General features: G+C 35.0%; 22 protein-coding genes. 2 read left to right on the forward strand and 20 right to left on the reverse strand.

The window, feature by feature from the left end; genetic code table 11:
• Positions 1-13 precede the first annotated feature (13 nt).
• The 5 genes from HCD_RS03345 to alaS all read right to left on the reverse strand — a co-directional run bounded on the left by HCD_RS03345 (position 14) and on the right by alaS (position 5,383).
• Entirely contained in the window at positions 14-838 is an 825-nt protein-coding gene (locus tag HCD_RS03345; protein ID WP_014659183.1) for a hypothetical protein, read from the reverse strand.
• A gap of 5 nt (positions 839-843) precedes the next feature.
• Positions 844-1,221, reverse strand: a complete 378-nt coding sequence (locus tag HCD_RS03350; RefSeq protein ID WP_158308553.1) for a hypothetical protein — start codon at positions 1,219-1,221, stop codon at positions 844-846.
• 524 nt (positions 1,222-1,745) lie between these two features.
• Positions 1,746-2,057: a hypothetical protein gene (locus tag HCD_RS03355; protein ID WP_014659185.1), complete on the reverse strand. Its 312-nt coding sequence runs from the start codon at positions 2,055-2,057 to the stop codon at positions 1,746-1,748.
• A gap of 223 nt (positions 2,058-2,280) precedes the next feature.
• Positions 2,281-2,838 carry a septum formation inhibitor Maf gene (maf, locus tag HCD_RS03360; protein ID WP_014659186.1) on the reverse strand — a complete coding sequence of 186 codons (558 nt, stop codon included), beginning with the start codon at positions 2,836-2,838 and terminating at the stop codon, positions 2,281-2,283.
• 1 nt (position 2,839) lies between these two features.
• Positions 2,840-5,383 (reverse strand): alanine--tRNA ligase, encoded by a 2,544-nt coding sequence (gene alaS / locus HCD_RS03365; protein ID WP_014659187.1) that lies wholly within the window; start codon positions 5,381-5,383, stop codon positions 2,840-2,842.
• 114 nt (positions 5,384-5,497) lie between these two features.
• Between alaS and HCD_RS03370 the strand changes: the two genes are divergently transcribed.
• Positions 5,498-5,728 carry a YdcH family protein gene (locus HCD_RS03370; protein ID WP_014659188.1) on the forward strand — a complete coding sequence of 77 codons (231 nt, stop codon included), beginning with the start codon at positions 5,498-5,500 and terminating at the stop codon, positions 5,726-5,728.
• A gap of 294 nt (positions 5,729-6,022) precedes the next feature.
• Here the strand turns inward: HCD_RS03370 and HCD_RS03375 are convergent, their stop codons facing one another.
• From HCD_RS03375 to HCD_RS03410, 8 genes are all read right to left on the reverse strand, one after another.
• Positions 6,023-6,256: a hypothetical protein gene (locus tag HCD_RS03375; protein ID WP_014659181.1), complete on the reverse strand. Its 234-nt coding sequence runs from the start codon at positions 6,254-6,256 to the stop codon at positions 6,023-6,025.
• A 60-nt stretch (positions 6,257-6,316) separates the two neighbouring features.
• Positions 6,317-6,685: a hypothetical protein gene (locus HCD_RS03380; protein WP_014659180.1), complete on the reverse strand. Its 369-nt coding sequence runs from the start codon at positions 6,683-6,685 to the stop codon at positions 6,317-6,319.
• Between the two features lie 212 nt (positions 6,686-6,897).
• Entirely contained in the window at positions 6,898-7,668 is a 771-nt protein-coding gene (locus tag HCD_RS03385) for a hypothetical protein (protein WP_014659189.1), read from the reverse strand.
• A 299-nt stretch (positions 7,669-7,967) separates the two neighbouring features.
• The gene (locus tag HCD_RS03390) at positions 7,968-8,186 is read right to left on the reverse strand and encodes a hypothetical protein (RefSeq protein ID WP_014659190.1); all 219 of its coding nucleotides are present in this window, start codon (positions 8,184-8,186) and stop codon (positions 7,968-7,970) included.
• A 207-nt stretch (positions 8,187-8,393) separates the two neighbouring features.
• On the reverse strand, positions 8,394-9,521 hold the full coding sequence (gene carA, locus HCD_RS03395; protein ID WP_014659191.1) for a glutamine-hydrolyzing carbamoyl-phosphate synthase small subunit: 1,128 nt from the start codon (positions 9,519-9,521) through the stop codon (positions 8,394-8,396).
• Entirely contained in the window at positions 9,521-10,072 is a 552-nt protein-coding gene (locus HCD_RS03400; protein ID WP_014659192.1) for a DUF507 family protein, read from the reverse strand. Before HCD_RS03400 ends, carA begins: the two co-directional genes overlap by 1 nt.
• A gap of 139 nt (positions 10,073-10,211) precedes the next feature.
• Positions 10,212-11,462 carry a glycosyltransferase family 39 protein gene (locus HCD_RS03405; protein ID WP_014659193.1) on the reverse strand — a complete coding sequence of 417 codons (1,251 nt, stop codon included), beginning with the start codon at positions 11,460-11,462 and terminating at the stop codon, positions 10,212-10,214.
• Positions 11,453-12,361 carry a DMT family transporter gene (locus tag HCD_RS03410; protein ID WP_014659194.1) on the reverse strand — a complete coding sequence of 303 codons (909 nt, stop codon included), beginning with the start codon at positions 12,359-12,361 and terminating at the stop codon, positions 11,453-11,455. The genes HCD_RS03405 and HCD_RS03410 overlap by 10 nt, the downstream gene beginning before the upstream one ends.
• A 130-nt stretch (positions 12,362-12,491) precedes the next feature.
• Between HCD_RS03410 and HCD_RS03415 the strand changes: the two genes are divergently transcribed.
• Positions 12,492-12,827 (forward strand): hypothetical protein, encoded by a 336-nt coding sequence (locus tag HCD_RS03415; protein ID WP_014659195.1) that lies wholly within the window; start codon positions 12,492-12,494, stop codon positions 12,825-12,827.
• A gap of 408 nt (positions 12,828-13,235) precedes the next feature.
• Here HCD_RS03415 and HCD_RS03420 read toward each other — a convergent pair whose 3' ends face one another.
• From HCD_RS03420 to thrS, 7 genes are all read right to left on the reverse strand, one after another.
• A complete protein-coding gene (locus tag HCD_RS03420) occupies positions 13,236-14,141 on the reverse strand; it encodes a hypothetical protein (protein ID WP_014659196.1) in 906 nt (301 codons plus the stop codon).
• 223 nt (positions 14,142-14,364) lie between these two features.
• Complete coding sequence (locus HCD_RS03425) at positions 14,365-14,799, reverse strand: DUF1104 domain-containing protein (protein ID WP_014659197.1); 435 nt, start codon at positions 14,797-14,799, stop codon at positions 14,365-14,367.
• A 284-nt stretch (positions 14,800-15,083) separates the two neighbouring features.
• On the reverse strand, positions 15,084-15,914 hold the full coding sequence (locus HCD_RS03430; protein ID WP_014659198.1) for an outer membrane protein: 831 nt from the start codon (positions 15,912-15,914) through the stop codon (positions 15,084-15,086).
• A gap of 201 nt (positions 15,915-16,115) precedes the next feature.
• Positions 16,116-16,466: a 50S ribosomal protein L20 gene (gene rplT, locus HCD_RS03435; protein ID WP_014659199.1), complete on the reverse strand. Its 351-nt coding sequence runs from the start codon at positions 16,464-16,466 to the stop codon at positions 16,116-16,118.
• An 86-nt stretch (positions 16,467-16,552) separates the two neighbouring features.
• Complete coding sequence (gene rpmI / locus HCD_RS03440; RefSeq protein ID WP_014659200.1) at positions 16,553-16,747, reverse strand: 50S ribosomal protein L35; 195 nt, start codon at positions 16,745-16,747, stop codon at positions 16,553-16,555.
• The gene (infC, locus tag HCD_RS03445; protein WP_014659201.1) at positions 16,728-17,366 is read right to left on the reverse strand and encodes a translation initiation factor IF-3; all 639 of its coding nucleotides are present in this window, start codon (positions 17,364-17,366) and stop codon (positions 16,728-16,730) included. Before infC ends, rpmI begins: the two co-directional genes overlap by 20 nt.
• Entirely contained in the window at positions 17,363-19,201 is a 1,839-nt protein-coding gene (thrS, locus tag HCD_RS03450; RefSeq protein ID WP_014659202.1) for a threonine--tRNA ligase, read from the reverse strand. Before thrS ends, infC begins: the two co-directional genes overlap by 4 nt.
• Positions 19,202-19,206 lie beyond the last annotated feature (5 nt).

Below are 19,206 nucleotides of genomic sequence, written 5' to 3' on the forward strand. Positions count from 1 at the left end.
CCTAATGCTTATATTATCTCTTTTTAACAACTAGTTCTCTTAAACCATATAAGGCAGTAAAAGTCCAAAGAATAAATACGCCTAAAGACACCCATCTGACCATTTCTATAGAATCATTTTTAATATCTAGAATAAAGTCTCCTATTGTAACTTGAAAGATATATAAAATAATTACACTATACGCCCAAACCCACCATAAACAAGCATTAAGAACTCCAATAAAATATTTTTTCTCTCTAAAAAAGAGCAAAAAAGGGAATAAAGTTACTGCTAAAAACCTTTTATAAAAAGACTCTAGCCTTAAACCCAAAGACAACAACAAAATATAAGATACCAAGATATACATAGAAAATTCATCATGTCCATAAAATTGAACAATGCAATAACCTACACTATAAACATAAAAAATCCAAAACGAAAACATATTTTGAGATATTTTTAATAATATAAATTTAGCCTTGCAAAACAACCACACCAAGAATTTATTGATTTTTAAATTGCTATCTAACTTTTGTAATTTTTTAGGAAATATAAAAATTATAAAAAATATTATTGGAGGTAAGAAAATAATCTTAAAATAAATCCAAATATTACTTTGGATTATCTGTTCTATATTATACAAATAACAATAATCTATGAAACATTTTATTTTTTCATCACTATTTAGTGGCTCTATAAACCATACAGTTATCGCAGAAGAAACAATTAGGTAAATCATTCCAAAAATGAAATACCCCGCAAATCTAAACGATAAAAGATACATAAATAAATTAAATTCTGTATTGTCAAATTTTTTACACAATAATTGAGATTTCTTGTTTTCTTGGACTTTCTTCATGCTATCTAGAACATTTTTCTCTTTTTTACGAATATCTTTAATTGTTTTTTGTTTATACGGATAGCAAAAATAGATTCTCTCCAAACTTTTAGCCAATATTTTTTGACCAAATATTTATCTCTATATCTACAGACAATCTCATCAAGAATTTCACGAGCAATACTTGTGACTAGTATCGATAAACCAATAATAAAAATCATTGATAATGCAACATAAAGTTTTTCTAAATTTAAAAAATTAGCAAGAAATTTATAAATAGGGGTAATAATACCAACAATCGAACCAAGAATGGACGCATAAAACAAAATTACCAAACGCCTAGCTTTTTCCTCCATTGTCGTGCTTTCAGACTCTAATTTCTTGTAGATTTCAAAATTCTGCATTCCGTTAATTTTATTAGAAACTTTAACTATGTTATTACTCATTATTGCATTCCGAGATTACTTTATTATTATTATTTATATTAAAATAAAACACTATTAATGCTTTGATTTTATATTTCTTGATTATAATATGCTTTTAAATCTTTTATGTAATTCTGCAATAAAAAGTAAAATTGAAAATTATTCCATCGTATTGATTAAATTTCGTTCCAAAAAAAAATAATCATTATTAAGAAGCGAACACAACAAGCTTAAGAAAACATTTTAAACTTGAGATAGTTTCTTAGCTTTTAGGGGTAATTTTAAAAGAATTGTAACAAGCCAACTATAAATCATCTAATATGCTATATATTATTGCATTTGTAATAATCGGAGCAATACAAACAGCCAAATAAGCTCCACACCAACCTATTGTTCCCTAAAAAGATAAGCTATCAAAAAACCAAATGATATACGCACCTAACCCTATCATAACAAGTATTGATAAAAATGAAATGATACTTAAAATAAAAATTTTAAACTTTTCACTCGGTGTAAGACTTCTCTTTCTTGAGATAAGCCAAGAAGCCAACAGACCAACACCCATTGCAACACCAAGACCCAGAAAACATGCTTCCCAATCCAAGTGTTGCTAAGCCAGAAGTAGCTCCTACTGCTGAACCTCCAGTAAGCCACGCCCAAACGCCTCCTCCACTAAATAGTCCTCCAAGAAAACCCTTACTGCTTTTATCGTTGCTTTCAGCAAAATCTTGCTTCATCAACATAAGAATACCAACAACCACTAACCCCAAAACAACAACCAAACTAGATACAGCAATATGAGATAAAGACCACATTAACAACCCCTTGTATTTGTATATTGAAATGTGAGTGTATCGTTTTTTTTTTTGTTTGTCAAGGGGGTTTATCGGTTAAAAGCGTAAAGTTATTTGATATTTTATAAAATAAAGATTAAATAATAATGTTTATAACAACAAAGTGTAGCCACACTCAAAAATATCGCTTGAATTTTCATCAAACGATACTATAAAAATAATAATAAAAGCGATTTATTTCTTTCTAAACCTCTAATTTCAACACCCCCATTAAGCCTTCAACATTCAGCCCTAACCCTACGCTTAAATTTGTGCTTGAACTTTTAATATAGGGCTTATGAAAATATTCTAATCGCACACAGCCTGCACTATTTTGCCATAAGTTACTTTCTAAGTATTTTTCTATTTCACTAGGATTAAACGCCTTTAAACGCACCTTAAAGCTAGATAAATCTAGCCATTCTAGTGTGGGGGTAATCAAAGCGGAGCAAGTTAGAATCTCTACTTCATTATCGCTTTGAAGTTTTAAAAATTCAAGGGCTTCTTGCTTGTTTTTGGCCTTTCGTTGCATGTTGTTATCCACGCTCACCACGCTATCAGCCACAATCACAGCATAATTATCTTTAACTAACTCTCTTGCTTTTTCTAATTTACCCTTGCATGCTAGATAGACAAACTCTCTAGGGTCTGTTACATTCAAGCTTTCTTCATCAAAGTCTAATGCCTTTTGTTTAAACTTAATCTTACACTCTTTTAAAAGATTAGCCCTAGAATTAGATTGAGAACCTAAAATAAGTTCCATGCTATTTCTCTAAGGCTTTTAAAGCGATACTTTTAGCTAAGTTAACCGCTATTTGCAATTTCTCTAACTCCTTACCCCCAGCACTAGCAAAATCATCTCTTCCGCCCCCTTTACCCCCTAAAATTTGTGCCACTTCCATAGCCCACACATTCGCCTTTAGGGGGGCATTTTTCACTCCGCATGCTAGGCTTATGCGTTCATTATCTTTTTTAAACACCATAGCGAGCAAATTCTTATGCTGATTTTTTAATCTATCAATAATTTCTTTCACATCGCCATTTTCCACTATACCTACAACTACACTTGTGCCATTAATGTTTTCAATGGGTAAGTCAATGTGAGCGGGGGCTTTTTGAATATTCTTCACGCTCTCTTTAAGCTTGTTAATGCCAGCGATTAAATCATTGTTTTTGAGTAAAATCTTAGCGTTTTTAAGCTCTTTATTTTCGCTCTTAGCTAATTCAAAAAGGGCTTTCCCACACACCGCTTCAATGCGTCTTACCCCACTACTCACCCCACTTTCTTTTACAATTCTAAACCCACCGATAAGTGCGCTATTTTCCACATGAATACCCCCACACAATTCAATGGACGCTTTTTCAAAGCTCACCACCCGCACATTTTCAGCATATTTTTCACTAAATAAAGCTAATGCTCCCTTGTCTTTAGCCTGATTTAAAGGCATATGCTCCACTTGGCTTTTTAAGTGCTTAAAAATTTGAGCGTTAACTAAACTTTCTACTTTTTCTAATTCTTCTCCACTTAATGCTTTGGAATGCGAAAAGTCAAATCGTAACCGTTTGGATTCTACCAAACTCCCTGCTTGATTCACATGCGAGCCTAAAACTTCTCTTAATGCGCTTTGTAATAAATGCGTCGCGCTATGGTGTTTTGCAACTTCAAATCGCTCATCACTTACTTTTGCTATGAGTTTTACACCTTTTTTAAGGGGTTTTTGAACTTTGAGAAGTGAAAAATTAAGCCCAAAAAAGTTCTTCGTATCTAATACAAGAGCCACTTCTTCATTCTCTTTTAAAAGCACGCCCTTATCTCCTATAGCTCCTCCACCTTCTGCATAAAAAGGCGTTTTTTCTAACAATACCCAGACTTCTTCTTTAGGACTAATTTCTGTGATTTCTTTAAAATCGCTATCAAAAAAACCTAATGCTTGAGTAGAACATTCCATTGTCTCATACCCCACAAATTCATTAGGCTTATAAGTGCTTAAAATGGTGCTAAAATCAGCGTTATTTTGCTTACCTTTCCATGATGCTTTAGAGCGTTCTACTTGTTCTTGCATGCAACATTCAAAGCCTTTCATATCCACACATGCCCCACAACTTCTTAGCATATCATTCGTTAAATCTAAAGGAAATCCAAAGGTATCATAGAGTTTGAAAGCGATTTTTCCATCAAAGATTTTATTTTCATCTAAATGCTTTAAAGACAAATTAAATAATTCCATGCCAGATTCTAAAGTCTCTAAAAAACGCTCTTCTTCTTCAAAGCACTCTTTCATCATATTTTCTTTAGACTCTTTCAAATACGCATGCACACTAGCAAATTGCTCGCACACCACGCCCACAATTTTGTATAAAAACGTCTCTTTTAAACCCATTAGATAGCCATGTCTTAAGGCTCTTCTTAAAATGCGTCTTAGCACATAACCACGACCTTCTTTATTAAAATGCACCCCTTGAGCGAGCAAAAACGCCACCGCTCTTGCATGATCAGCCACTACTCTAAAGCTTGGTTGAAACTCGCTGGTATAATCTAAGCTTGTAAGCTCGCTAATTTCTTTCATTAGGGGTGTAAATAACGAAGAATCAAAATTATTGAGCTTGTTTTCTAAGAGAGCTTGCACTCTTTCTAAGCCCATGCCTGTATCAATGCTGGGCTTTGGCAAGGGCGATAAAATGCCATCACTAGAGCGTTCGTATTGCATAAACACTAAGTTCCAAATTTCTAAAAACCTATCGCCTTCGCCCCCAAAATAATCTTCACCGCTTTTAAAGTGTTTTTCGCCTTGGTCTATATAGATTTCACTACAAGGCCCACAAGGCCCTGTATCGCCCATTTGCCAAAAATTGTCTTTATCGCCCATTTTTTTGATTCTATCTATAGAGACAAATTTTTCCCATAATTTAAACGCCTCATCGTCCTTTTCATGCACGCTAATATATAAATCCTTAGGCTTAAAACCTAAATTCTTAGTTACAAATTCCCATGCAAACACAATCGCTTCTTCTTTGAAATAATCTCCAAAGGAGAAATTCCCTAGCATTTCAAAAAGGGTGTGGTGTCTTGCGGTATAACCAACATTTTCTAAGTCATTATGCTTACCGCCTGCTCGCATGCATAATTGTGAAGAAGTCGCTCTAGGAATGCTAGGTCTTGGCACAATACCTGTAAAAATATCCTTAAATTGCACCATTCCTGCATTAGTAAAAAGTAAGGTGGCGTCATTAGGTACTAAGGGCATGCTAGGATAAATCTCATGCCCCTTACTTTTAAAAAATTGTAAAAATTCGTTGCGAATACCCATAGAATTCCTTTTTGTTGTTTTATCACACCCTTAAGACTATTTTATAGCTCTTTTAAGTTACTTTTTTAAAAAGATAGTTTATTATACTTTATATCCAAAACAAAGGAGAAAACCATGTTTCACGAATTTAGAGATGAAATCAGTGTGTTAAAAGCGAGTAATCCGCATTTTGACAAGATTTTTGAACAGCACAACCAGCTAGATGATGATATTAAAACCGCCGAGCAACAAAATGCCAGCGATGCTGAAATCAGCCACATGAAAAAACAAAAATTAAAATTAAAAGATGAAATCCATAGTATGATTATGGAGTATAAAGAAAAGCAAAAACCCAAACACTCTTGAGCGTAAGCAATCTTCTAAAGGTTTTAGAAACACATTCAAACGCTTTTTTAAAAAGCGTTTTGCTTATAGCCTTAAACTGGAGCCTATCGTTTTAAAGCGATGGGCTATCTTCTTCTGTTAAACTCGGTGATTTATGCGTTCTATTTTTTCTATACCTATCCAAAATGGCGAAATATAGGACTTTCTAATGCATCTCTTTAAGGGGTTTCCAAAACTACAGTCCAAAGTCTATGAATAAGGACTCTTAAGGACACAAACAGATAGAAACAGGCAAAGTATTTTTAAGGCAATATTTTACTTTTTCACACTTGATGGAGTGCCTTTAATACAAAATTGCAAATCCTTTTCTAAAGTCTCTGTATAGATAAGTAAGGCTTTCATGTTTTCGCTGATTTCTGTGCTAGAGAGCGTGGGGCGTGTGGGCATTTCAATTTCACATTTGGTAGGAATGTATATCGGTTTATACACTCTATAGCACCCCGAGAGAATAAAAAGAATTGCCAAAGCAAGAAAGGTGGTTTTAAACATCATAGTTCCTTAATACTTAATATTGAAGAAGGCTTGAAAAGACTTTCATTTGAAAAAGCGTTATTTCTTTTCTTCTTTTTTAAAAGTCTCAATGAGATTTTCAACTTTTTTGAGTTCTTTATCTGTAGGGGGAGCGTCTTTAGTCTCTTTTTCAATTCGCTTGTCTTTCTGAGCCTGAGAATACTTTTTTTCAATTTGCTTTTCGGTTTTAGAATGCTCTTTGTTGTAGGTTTTAACATCTAACTCCTGCTTTTTTAAGGCTTCATTTTGTAAATCCACGCCCATTTTACAAGTCTCTCTTTCTACCAATGCATTTTTATAAAAAACAAAAAAGCAAATGCTTAAAACAACCACAGCGACAAACAAGATGGCTACGACTATATTTTTAAAAGTTAGTTGGGGGATTAAGAGTTTCCATATGGGTTGCAAATCAAGTTCCTATGTTAAATTGGATTATAAACCTTTAAATAAGGTTTTGCTTTGTTATAGCTCTACGAATATGATACAGATTTAAATATTAAAATATCTCTTTTAATGGGGTATATTATAGTCAATTTTTGGGGATTTTGGGGTGGATTTTTTAGGTTTAAGTTAGAAATCCTAGTTTTTAGGATTTGTTAAAGGGGTAAGGGGGTGTGAGATTATATGCTTTGTGGAACTTTGCAGCAAATTTGCTGGGATTTTTCAGTGGTAAGGGAAAAGATAGTTTTAGGGTCTTGTTTAAAACTTGGTTGTTGATAGATTTTAAAGGAAAAATATATACCATATACGAGAGAGAGCCAAAATCCTATTGTTATAGTGGCTAATTGTATATTTTGATTAGTTCGTGTTTTATAGAAAAATATAAATAAGAAAAGTATAAATGTTAATAAAGAAAGATTTAAAACAGCCTCTTTTAAGTCTTTGATTATAAAACTATCAAAACTAGTTTGAGAGTCATAAGAGAATGTATTCCAAGTTGCACAAGCAATTAGTATGACAATAAGAATGTTTAGCAAAAACGGTAAAACTTCTATCAGCACAGTAGGTTTAAGTAGTATGCAAATAAACTTTTGTATTTTTATCTTTTTAATTCTTTTGCGAGTTTGATACAACATTATAAAAAATGTAACAAGCTGATAAATTCTTATAGAGATATATGCGAAACTAACTATCAATAACAACACAGCGACAGATGTTTGAGAGCTTTCTTTGCCACAAAAGAAAGAAACAACAAAACCTGCGAATAAAATTAAGCAAAATAAAAAGATATACCGCCAAGAGAATCCTAGTGAGCTTTTCGGAAAGGCTGTTACAATGCGTTTAGTTTGAACCCAAGTTTGAAAGCTTTTTAGAACATCTCTCTTTTCGCTTATGAGCAACCCACTAAATGCTAATAAAAAAATTCTGTAAAAAATGCAAATGTTAACCATAAAGAAAATTCGTTATGCATGGTAGCTAATGTTTCAATTCTTACAAAAAATATAATAGGAAATATTGCTAATATGGGAAACATTGGAGAATTTTTATGGTTTAAACGAGAGTTTTCATAGATGTAGTTTGATGTTATGGTGAGAAGTAGTATTAAAGAATTAAAAGATATTATTAGAAAAGAATTATTAATGCCATTAACCCATGCTTACAAAGGGTAAAAAGCCTATTGCTACCATGGCTATTGGCACGATAATAAAATCATCAACCCATTTTAGGTAACGCACAACATTGACTTGGTCTATGGCTTGTGTTTTTGATTTTTTTGTTGGTTTTCTTCGTTAGTGAGTAAATCTCTTAGTCTTAATTTATGGTGTGTAAGGCATATTTGTAAAGTCTTGCAACGCCGATTGAATTTGTCTCTAAAATTATTTAATGTATTAAGTATAGCAATTCGTCCAAACCCAGCAATAAAAATAAGCACTAACTCTATGACAAAATAGATTGTCTCTAAACTCAATTTGTCAGCGTTTGTCCATAGAAACCAAAATGCTCCTAAGGGAACGATAATAAGAACGCTTAAAGCTTGAATATAGATTCCTTGAAAGTTATAAGTCCATCTGTCTTGCTCCTTCTTTAAGAACTTTATAAATCTCTAATTGGTGCTTTTGGTATTCAAATGACTCCTGCTCTCTTTCTTTGTAGTCACTCAAAACTCTCTATTCCCCTAAAATTTCTCTAATAACTTCACAAATTCCTTAAAAATATAATGGCTCTCTTTAGGGCCAGGGCTACTCTCTGGGTGGTGCTGGACAGAAATAATGGGAGCGTTAATATAACGCACGCCTTCAATGGTATTGTCAAAAAGATTGCGGTGTGTGATAACAGCGATTTTTTCAATCTCTTCAGGCACACAATAGTTGTGGTTTTGTGCGGTGATTTCAATGGCGTTTGTTTTTAGGTTTTTAACGGGGTGATTACTCCCATGATGACCAAATTTTAGCTTATAGGTAGGATAGCCTTGTGCGATAGAGAGTAATTGATGCCCTAAACAAATGCCAAACATAGGGATTTTTGCTTCAATTAGTTGCTTGATTTCTTCAATTTCTTGTTGTAGGCTTAAGGGGTCGCCCGGCCCGTTAGAGAGAAAAATGCCATTAATAACTTTATCTTCATAGGCTTTGATGAGTTCTGTTGCTTGAGTATTATGCGGATAAATGAGAGCTTTTAGCCCTACGCTTTGAAGCTCGTTTAAGATATTGCCCTTAGCCCCAAAGTCTAGCACAGCGATAGTTTTATGCGGCATTGTTTCATCAAAAGGCTTGTAATCTAAAGTTTTGAAATCAAAAACACCATGCTTATGTGTTTTGATTTTTTGCGTAGAAACGCTTTCTACTAAAGGGGAGTGAGAAATTTTGGGAGCGTTTTTTAGAATCTCTTTAAGCTTGTTTTTGTCATGTTCTATAGTGGAAGCTACCATCATCAAGCACCCATTATTGCGTAAGGTTTTAATCAAACTTCTTGTATCAATGCCACTAATGCCTAAAACATTTCGCTCTTTCAAATAAGCGCTTAAGCTAAGATTCGCCCTTGCGTTAGAAAAAAACTCGTTGTAATGACGCACCAAAATACCCGCACAACAAAAAGGGGATTCATCATCTTTAACATTAGTGCCTACAATACCAATTTCTGGCATGCTAAAAACCACAAATTGCCCTTTATAGCTAGGGTCACTGATAACTTCTTGATAGCCACTCATAGAAGTGTTAAAAACAAGCTCTCCTATTTGAGTGCCACTAGCTCCAAAACTTTGAGCTTGTAAAAAAAGCCCATTTTCTAAGTAGAGAGAGACCATTATAAAAAGCCTTTACGCCTTAACTCTTCTTCATACAGCCTTTCAAACACTAGCTCGTATTCATCGCTTCCTACGGGCAGTTTGCGTTTGTAATGTTTGATTTTTTCATGCACTTCGCTTTCAATGCTCTCATACATCTTAGAGTAGGTGTCAATGGATTTGTAAATCAAATTTCTAATCAAATTTTCACTCACGCTAAACATAATCAAGTCTTCATCTAGGATTTTATTTAAAATTTGGTGCGATAAATCATTGCACCTATCTTCCCAAGCCAAATGAAAGCCCTCTTTTTGAGCGATTTGTCTTTTAATCATCCAAAAGAGCTGTCTTTCGTCCATCCGCATAAATTCTATTTCATCAGTGTTTTCTTCTAAAAGTTCTCGTGCTTGCTCATCTATAGCATTTTCTGTTTTAACGCTTTTTTCTAAAATTTCTTCTATCAATTCACACAATAGTTCTCTAGGGGCTTTTAATTCTAATAGTTCTGAACGCACAAAGTCGCTGGCAATTTTATTGCTCACATGCATTACATGGGTTAGTTTAAGTCTCATGATTTTTCTCGCATATTCATAGTTTTTTTGATTAAGGTTATTCTATCGCTTTTTAGATAAAATGCTTTTTAAAGAATTTGTTTAATAAAATAAAAAAGCGTTTTTGTTTTTAGCTTTTGGATACTCGTTTGTAGCAAACTCAATGACGCATTCGCACCAAACTATAAGATTGCAAGATTTTATCTGTATAGATAATTTCAATATCAGGGCGTTTTTTAGAGTTTTTAGTATTAATAAGTTTTAAATACCCCCCTTCTTTAATGCCATAAAATTTGAGCCTTAGGGCGAGTTGCTTGTCATCGGTTTGGATTTGATGAATACCCCTTGTTTGAAGGGCTGTTGCGATTTCTTTTGCCAAGAAGTGCCGATTCAATAATTTTTCATTAGCATTAGAAACCTTGCTCCCCCATAAAAACAGCGTTTCAGCAAGCATTAAAAGATACAGGCTAAAAATGCGTAAATAATACCGCCCCCTAAATTCTCTTAAACGCACCCTAAGATTACTGAGCATGCTTTGAATGAATAGGGGTAAGCCCACTAACGCTAGGGGAGCAAAAGTTTTTAAATCTATCTCTTGACGCACGCTTAAAAGCAAAGGACAAAGCCAGCCACTTGCACTAATGAAAGCGAGCAATGATGGCTTTTTAGCAAAAAGGGCTTTATAGAGTGTATAGGGGTAATAAACAAAGAATAATGGCGAATACAACAAGAGAAGTTCTGAGCAAGTTTGTAGGAAATACCCACTAGGCAAGCCCTTAAAACTTTCATTAAAAAGAGTAATATTGATACCCAAACAAATAAAAGCAAAGAGCAAACTCTTAAAATAACGCATTCTTAAAGCATAAGCCCCCAAGCCCAAAAAAAGCGTTATAAACGCACTATCTATAAACACGCATAAGAGAATGCTAAGATAGGGGATTTTTTGAGATTTTACAAATAAGTAGCTGATTAAAAGCCCAAGATTAAGCACAAATACACTTTTAACTAATAAAATCGCAAAGAGATTAGCCCCAGGTAATAAAGCGTAAGTTAAAGTAGCATAAAGAGCGTCTTTGGGTTTTTTTAAAATCTTTCGCCCTATGAGATAAATTAAAAGCATATTGATAAGATGAGAAAGCAAAAAGGGTAGTCTTAGAGCCAAATCATTTTGCCCCAAAATTTCAGTGCTTTTTTGAGCGATTTTAATAAACCAAGCATTACCATAAAAAAAGTCCTTAGCTTCGTTATAGCTAATAGAAATTTCATTACTCATTAATAGCCCTAAGACCAAAACTCCCATAGCTAGTAGCACAAAGCTTAAGTCACTCACATCAAAGCTTCTTATTTTTTTCCTTGGGTAGATAAGGTAGCGAAAGTATAGGAGCGTGCTTTGTAAAGGGCTTAGTTGCATGATTTAAAACTTCTCAATTCTTTTAAAAGAGCAGGTAAGGCGATAAGCAACCCAGAAAATAAAATGAGTAGAACCCCTAAAGAGCTTTTAAAATCTAAAAATTTATCGCCCAAATACAGCCCTAATAGTAGCCCCCAAATAATGCGGGTGTATTCAATAGGGGCAATAATTCCAGCGGGGGCGTTCATGTAGGCATAAGTCAAGAAGTATTGCCCTAAAGTCCCACTAACTCCTATTAAAAAAATCCATAAAATATCCTCTAATCTAGGCGTATGAATGCCGTTAGATAAAAAAGGAATGTCAAAAAACATGCCAACTAGCCCAAGCACACTCATGCCAAAGGCGAATGCCAAAATCACGGCTTGCTTGTCATAATACTCTCTTAAATCTCTCAAAGTTACATACGCCAAAGCCACAAAGACCCCACTTAAAATGCCCATAAGAATTTCAAAAGGCCCTATATTTTCTACACTAGGATTTGAGATAAGCACGACCCCCACTAGCCCAATACCGGCTGAGATTAACGCGCTCATTTGCAACTTTTCTTTCAACATAAAATAAGAGAGTAGCACTGTATAAATAGGGGCGCTTTGTGAAAACGCTGTCGCTGTGGCAAGCGAAATTTTTTCAATATTATAAAAAAACGCCAGCATCGCTAATCCCCCCACAACTGCCCTAAAAGCAAGCTTTCTAAAACCGCCTTTTTTGTAACTCCTTAAAGGGTAGGGTTTGAAAGGATAAATTAGCAATAATAATAACATCATAGTAACAGAACGATAAAACACATTTTCCATAGGGGAAAAATAGTTGGCTGTGATTTTTACAAACGCGCTCATTATGCCAAAGCATAAATTAGCCAAAAACATCATTAAAATGCCAAATAAAATCGTATTACGCATAGCTATTTTTTAATCTCTATCAATAGGGAGTTTTTAGTAGTAGTTTAACCTAAAATGTTTAATAAGCCTTTATCATAGCACCATGAAGTTTTAGTAGTTTCTTAATTCACTTCACTACGAAAGGATTTCTATGTACCCACATTTAGAAGAAGTAACAAAAGGCTATTTGAGGCCCTATATTACAGAATTAAATTTAAGTGATACAGACACAAAAAGCCCTAAAATTGAATGTCTGGTAAGAAAAAAGTTTGTTAAACTCACGCCTAAAGAAGCCATGCACCAACGCTTTATCTTGCATTTACACAAAAGCTATTTTTACCCTATAGTTTTTATCAGTTCACAACACTCATTGAATATCCTTGTTCAAAACAAAACTAATATTCACTCATATGTTAAGCCATCTCATGTGAGCATCTATCCAACCACACCGACTCTGACTATACTAGAGCAAAATAACCTGTGCTGATGAACCCAAACAGAGTCCACCACTCCAATCCGCTTGCACAAGGCATTTCTTAGTATTTTATAAGATACTTTGGGTTGTGTTTTTAGTTTTTCAAAAAGAAATCTTTAGAATTTTTTAAAAAATGCTACTTTTAAAATGAAAGCTACGAAAACCATTTGAATAAAAAGCCATAAGAACTTCAAAAAACTATGTTCATCACAATTAAGTTCAACAGAAAAAAGGAATCACCAAAGTAGCTTAAAAAACAGAAAATGAGTCCTAACTAAAAAACGGACACAATCAAATGGCTAAAATCCAAACCCCTTTGAGAAAAGATTAGCTTTTCACAAAAATATTGAGTTTTTAAACTACCACTACAGCAGAACCTACTTGCGAAAAGGCAAAACCTACCTATAACATAGACAGATTCTATTTAGTGTAGCCTTTTTCTTTCTCGGACTTACGAGAAGTATCGCTTTTAGTCTTACCCTCCATGCTCGTATGTTTTTCAAGTTCTTGTTGCAAAGCCTGTTGCTCAGCATTTTCACGACTACGCTTCTTACGCTTCTTTTTCTTTTTTGAATATGCAGTCGAGTTGCTTGAAGTTGTCTCTTTAGTTGCATTAGCACTGCTAGGAAGTGCTGCACCGCTTGGGCTGTGATTTATATCGGCAGAGTGATTCCCTATTTTTTTAGCACCTATGAAATCTGGGCTATCATTATTATCGTGATGCTCAAACTCGCCATCGCCCCTTTTCTTGAACGCTGTTTGAGTTTCTTTCTTGGCTTGATCTTCCATTTTCTTAAGAGCAACCGCATCGACCTTTCTAGTCTTTTCTTTTTGGCTTACCCTAACCATGCTGATTAGATATTTAATGTACCCATCATACATATCTCCAAACTGCTCATGCAGAGCTCCAAAATCTGAACCTTTATAAAGCCAATTAAATAAGGGGAGTGAAAGCTCCGTTCCTAAGTCCTTAAGCACATGCTGATAAAACTTTTCTCTGTCATTAACGACAAAAGAAACCTTACCATCTTTATGCTCATAATAACAAATTCCTTGCTTAACACAGCTCTCCAAACTCCCCTTAAAGAAAGCTCCAAAAGCGGATAAGTCGCCCTTACTCATCTTGGTTTCAGAATACTGGTTGAATCCCTTTACCCGCTCTTTCTCTAGATTAACCATGTTTTTTAAGACTTTCTTGCGGTCTTTTTTTATGTTTCCCGTGGAGTTATCATAAAACATTACATTGGGGTCAATTGTAGTGCTAATAGTTGTCTCTGCTTGCAATAAAAACCCTACAGCTACCACAAAAAATAAAATCCGTTTCACGCTAAACTCCTATATGCTCCGTTATAACAACAGAACTTGATATTACTATTCATTTAAAAAACCTCTTTTAATTTAAAAATTCAATAGAACTAAAGCTATCTTGGTCATAGAGACTTAGACTTTCAAAGAGTCTTTCCTATAAGTATGATACTATAAATATCTAAAAAATACAAACACTATCTAAAATTTTAGACTCTAAACTTCTAAAACGCCAAAAAACACTCTAATGCTTATGAGAGCCTGATTTTTTCTTCTCGTGAAATTCCTTTTTCTTATGCTCATGGAAAGGCCCTTCACAAGCACAACTATCCAAATCTAGCTGCTGTTTGCGATACTCTTTCATGGTCATTGTTTTCTTCCTATCAGAAATCACTTTAAGAATCTCTTGCTCACGCTTCTTGCGTTCTTCCTGACTCAAAGAACCCAAATTCTTGCTTATTGCCTTTTTGAATTCCGCCTTATATTGCTTACGCTCTTCCTGACCCATTGCCTTTAATCGCTTATTAACTTCTGCACGAAATTCCGGAATCTCTTTGGGCGAAACCTTTCCCGCTTGTTCAGCAAGCTGTTTGTTATCCATATCCTTGAACCCATTTGCTTTCAAGAACGCCCCACAAAAAAACCCTATAAATAGCAAAGAATACGCTAGTTTACTCATCAAAATACTCCAACTTCAAGTTACGAAACCAAAGAAAATTCTATCATCTACTTGATTAAATATAACTTAGTTATCCAAATATCTTCTGAAAAATCCATGCTGAATTTGATTTAAACACCCCGCAATAAGTATTTATCTAGTTGAGAGTGAAACCATTTCTAAAGCCAAATTAAACTCATAACTACCACCACAAGAAAAGACACAAGAGACTAAAAGGCTTGAAGAACAAAAATCTAATCCAATCAAGCTCTCTTTTTAGAGAACCTGTAAGACCAAAAAAATTCCTAGAAACTGACGATGTAACGCCAATAGAAGGCGTAGGGGCGATGAAAGGTGAATCTATAAGTCATTCCCTTAGGAACATCATCGGCACTAGCCACATAATAGTTATTGCGAATCGTTTGGATTTTTAACCCAATTTCAAAACCTTGATGCTTAGTGCCTAAGCGGATTCCCCCATTGACTAAAAATTGGAAATTTGAAGGGCTAAAACTTCCCTTATATTCGCTCGCTAAATTTTTAAAGTAATGATTGGTTGGACCCCAAGAAGTGCCACCCACCGCAATGCCTAAGAAAAAACCAAAATGCAAATTCTCACGATTAAAAATGGCTGGGTTAAGCAACACATCTGTTCCTGCACCATAGCCAAACATATAATTTTGTGAGCCTACACGGGCTGTTTGTAGCCCTTCGGCGTTGAACTCATTGTATTTGTAATACGAACTTGCGAAATCAAAAAAACCATAATAACGCAACCCAAATTGTGGCGACTTTTTAAAGAAATGCTTATACCCTACCATAACTCCAAAACCATTGATAGCGTATTGCTGATTGCTTAAGCCCTTATACCCACGAGTCCCTAAAGCACCATAAGTAATAGGCTTTGTAGCATTAGAACCATAACCCGCACTTTGACTCCCATTACAATTCGCACTAGAGCAATTTTGAGCCGTTGTGCTAAGCATACCTAATTGATAATCAATTCCTATAAAGGCAGCGTTTCTCTCTCCCTTTATGGGGCTTGCTTTAGTTGCCATCTCTTGCTTGGGCGTCTCTGCTGACAACAAAGTCGCCACAACTAGAGAGATAGCACCTGCGATAACAGATTTTTTCATGTATTCCTTCCTTCTACATTTCTCTATGTTGAGTTTCAAATGCTACATGCTACTATAATTTTACTTTCTTTTTGATTAAATTATGGGTCTTAATTGAAGAATAGATGAAGTCAAACAGATTTTAAGAAATTTTATCCCTAAAGTAAAACTTCTTAACCCCCCCCCCTACGAAAACTATATAAAAACTAAGTGCCTAAAGGACTAAAGATGTTCTTTCACGCTCTCTAGCACGCTCACAAACGCCTGCATATCATTCATAGCCATGTCTGCTAAAACCTTGCGGTCTAATTCAACATTAGCCAACTTTAAAGCATGCATAAAGCGTGAATAACTTGTATCATGCATTCTGCAAGCTGCATTGATTCTCACTACCCACAAACTTCTAAAATCTCTTTTCTTTTGCTTGCGGTCTCTGAAAGCATAACACATGCTTCTTTCAAGCTGCTCCTTAGCCTTTCTAAAATGCTTTCTTCTGCCACTATAAAACCCTCTAGCGAGTTTTAAGACTTTCTTATGGCGTCTTCTACGCACAACGCCTGTTTTAACTCTCATTTCTTTACCTTTCTTTTAAAATTTTTAGGTGCGTTTTTTAAAAACGACTTTCCCTTAAAATAAGGGGCTGCTCAACCAAACTGCTCTTATGCTTTACAGAGTAAAGACATGACAGAATTCATATTGGTGTGATGCACATGTTTTGGTGCATTCAAATTAGCTTTACGCTTAGGGCTTTTTTTAGTCAAGATATGACTCTTAAAAGCACTGCCACGCTTAACTAAGTTCTTTTTAACTTTGAAACGCTTTGACGCACCACGATTAGTCTTCATTTTTGGCATGATTTTCTCCTTTCATAAGGTTAATGCTATTAAAGGGGGGTTGAGTATGGCTAGTTTGAGCGTTACTTATTTCTTTATGGTTTTTCTTAGTTTTGACACTCTCTTGGTCTTTTTTAGGCACAAACATCCATGAGACAAAACGCCCTTCAGTTTTAGGCTCTCTTTCAGGATTGGCTAAATCCTCCATCATTGTCTGCACTCTAAAAAGCACATCAAGACCCGCTCTAGGGTTTTGGCTCTCCCTACCCTTTAAAACAACTTTAAATTTCACATGCTTGTTAGCTTCAATAAACTCTCTTGCATGTTTGACTTTATAATTGATGTCATTTTGTGCGATTTGAGTAGAGAGCTTAATCTCTTTGATTTCAATTTGCTTTTGCTTTTTCTTGGCCTCTTTAATTTTCTTTTCATTTTGATAGCGGAATTTATTATAATCCATGACCTTACATACAGGGGGCTTTGCATTCGCTGAAATCAACACCAAATCTAGCCCCAAGTTACGGGCAATATTTAACGCTTCTCTTGAAGAAATAATGCCATGCACTTCGCCATCATCACCTACACAACGCACTTCTTTAAAATTAATATCTTCGTTTAACAATACTTCGTTTTTACTCAAAAACTAACCTCTTGCATTTTAGATTCAACCATGTTTAAAAACTCCTTTAAAGGCATTTTATATTGGGTTTGCTTTTCTCTATCTCTAATGGATAAAATTTTTGTCTCTACTTCTTCATTACCTAGAACTAAAATCATAGGAATTTTTTGCTTTTCAGCTAGTCGCACCTTTTTATTCAAGCTGTCGTTTTTATCTAGCACTTCTACAAAAATCTCACGCTTTTTTAATTCTCCTTTAAGCTCTAGGGCAAAATGATAATGCTCCTCATTGATAGGAATAAGCACAATTTGAGTGGGTGCGACAAAGAAAGGGAAATTACCCCCAAAATGCTCGCTTAAAATCGCAATAAATCTTTCAAACGAGCCTAAAATCGCTCTGTGAATCATCACCGGTTGTTCGGCTTCATTATGCTCGTTAGTGAAAGCGAGCTTAAAGCGTTCGGGCAAATTCATATCCACTTGAATCGTGCCACATTGCCATTTGCGTTTTAAGGCATCTGTAATTTTAATATCAATCTTAGGCCCATAGAAAGCCCCCCCACCTTCATCAACTTTATAATCAATATGGTGTTCTTTTAGAGCCTCTTTAAGAGCGTTTGTGGCTTTTTCCCATACCTTATCATCGCCAATGGATTTAGTAGGGCGAGTGGATAGCTCCATTTCATAGCTGAAATTAAACGCACTCATAATTTTATGCGTAAAATCTAAAATCGCACTCACTTCGCTTTGAATCTGTTCAAAGGAGCAAAAAATATGAGCGTCATCTTGAGTAAACTCTCTCACTCTTAAAAGCCCATGCAACACGCCACTTTTTTCGTGCCTATGCACCACGCCGTATTCATAAAACCTTAAAGGTAATTCTCTGTAGCTATGCAAAGCATTTTGATAAACTTTAATATGCCCCACGCAATTCATAGGCTTTATGCCATATTCTTGCTCATCAATCGTGGTAAAATACATGTTCTCTTTATAATTATCATAATGTCCGCTAATTTTCCACACATCGCTTTTTAAAATCTCAGGGCCTCTTACAGGCTCATAGCCCCTTAAAAGTAACGCCTTACTCAATAAATCTTCTATGCGTTTTCTAAGTCTTGCTCCCTTAGGTAGCCACAGGGGTAAGCCCGCCCCTATTTCATCATCAAAGCTAAAAAGCCCTAGTTCTGTGCCTAACTTTCTATGGTCTCGTTTTTTGGCCTCTTCAATTTGAAAAAGATAATCTTTTAGGCTTTCTTTAGTAGCAAATGCAATACCATAAATTCTAATTAGCATTTCATTTTTTTCATCACCACCTAGATAAGCTCCAGCGAGTTTAGTGAGCTTAAAGCTGTGTAAAAAGCGAGTGTTTGGTAAGTGAGGCCCTTTGCATAAATCTTCAAATGCGCCTTGTCTATACACCCCAAATTCATCGCCACTAATTTTACTCATCACGGCATACTTTAATTCATCGCCCTTAAAACGCTCTAAAGCCTCTTCTCTAGTCAAAGTCTCTTTAGTGATAGCGAGTTTAGACTTCGCAAACTCTTTCATTTTAGCTTCAATTTTAGGCAAATCTTCTTCGCTAATTTTTGAAGCGGTCTTAAAATCGTAGTAAAACCCTTCTTCCACCACAGGTCCTACAAAAAACTTTGCATCAGGGTAAAGGGCTTTCAAACTTTGAGCGAGCAAGTGTGCACACGAATGCCTAATCACTTCTAAAGCTAAAGGTGAATCATCAAAATATATCGGCTCTGAACCCCCAAGCACCTTAATGCCATCGCTTAGTCCTAAGACCTTCGCACTCTCTAAATCTATTATCTGTTCGTCTTTATAAACGGCAATCAGTTCCGCACTCATTATTT

Origin of the sequence: Helicobacter cetorum MIT 99-5656 (assembly GCF_000259275.1) — a bacterium.
GTDB classification, from domain to species: domain Bacteria; phylum Campylobacterota; class Campylobacteria; order Campylobacterales; family Helicobacteraceae; genus Helicobacter; species Helicobacter cetorum.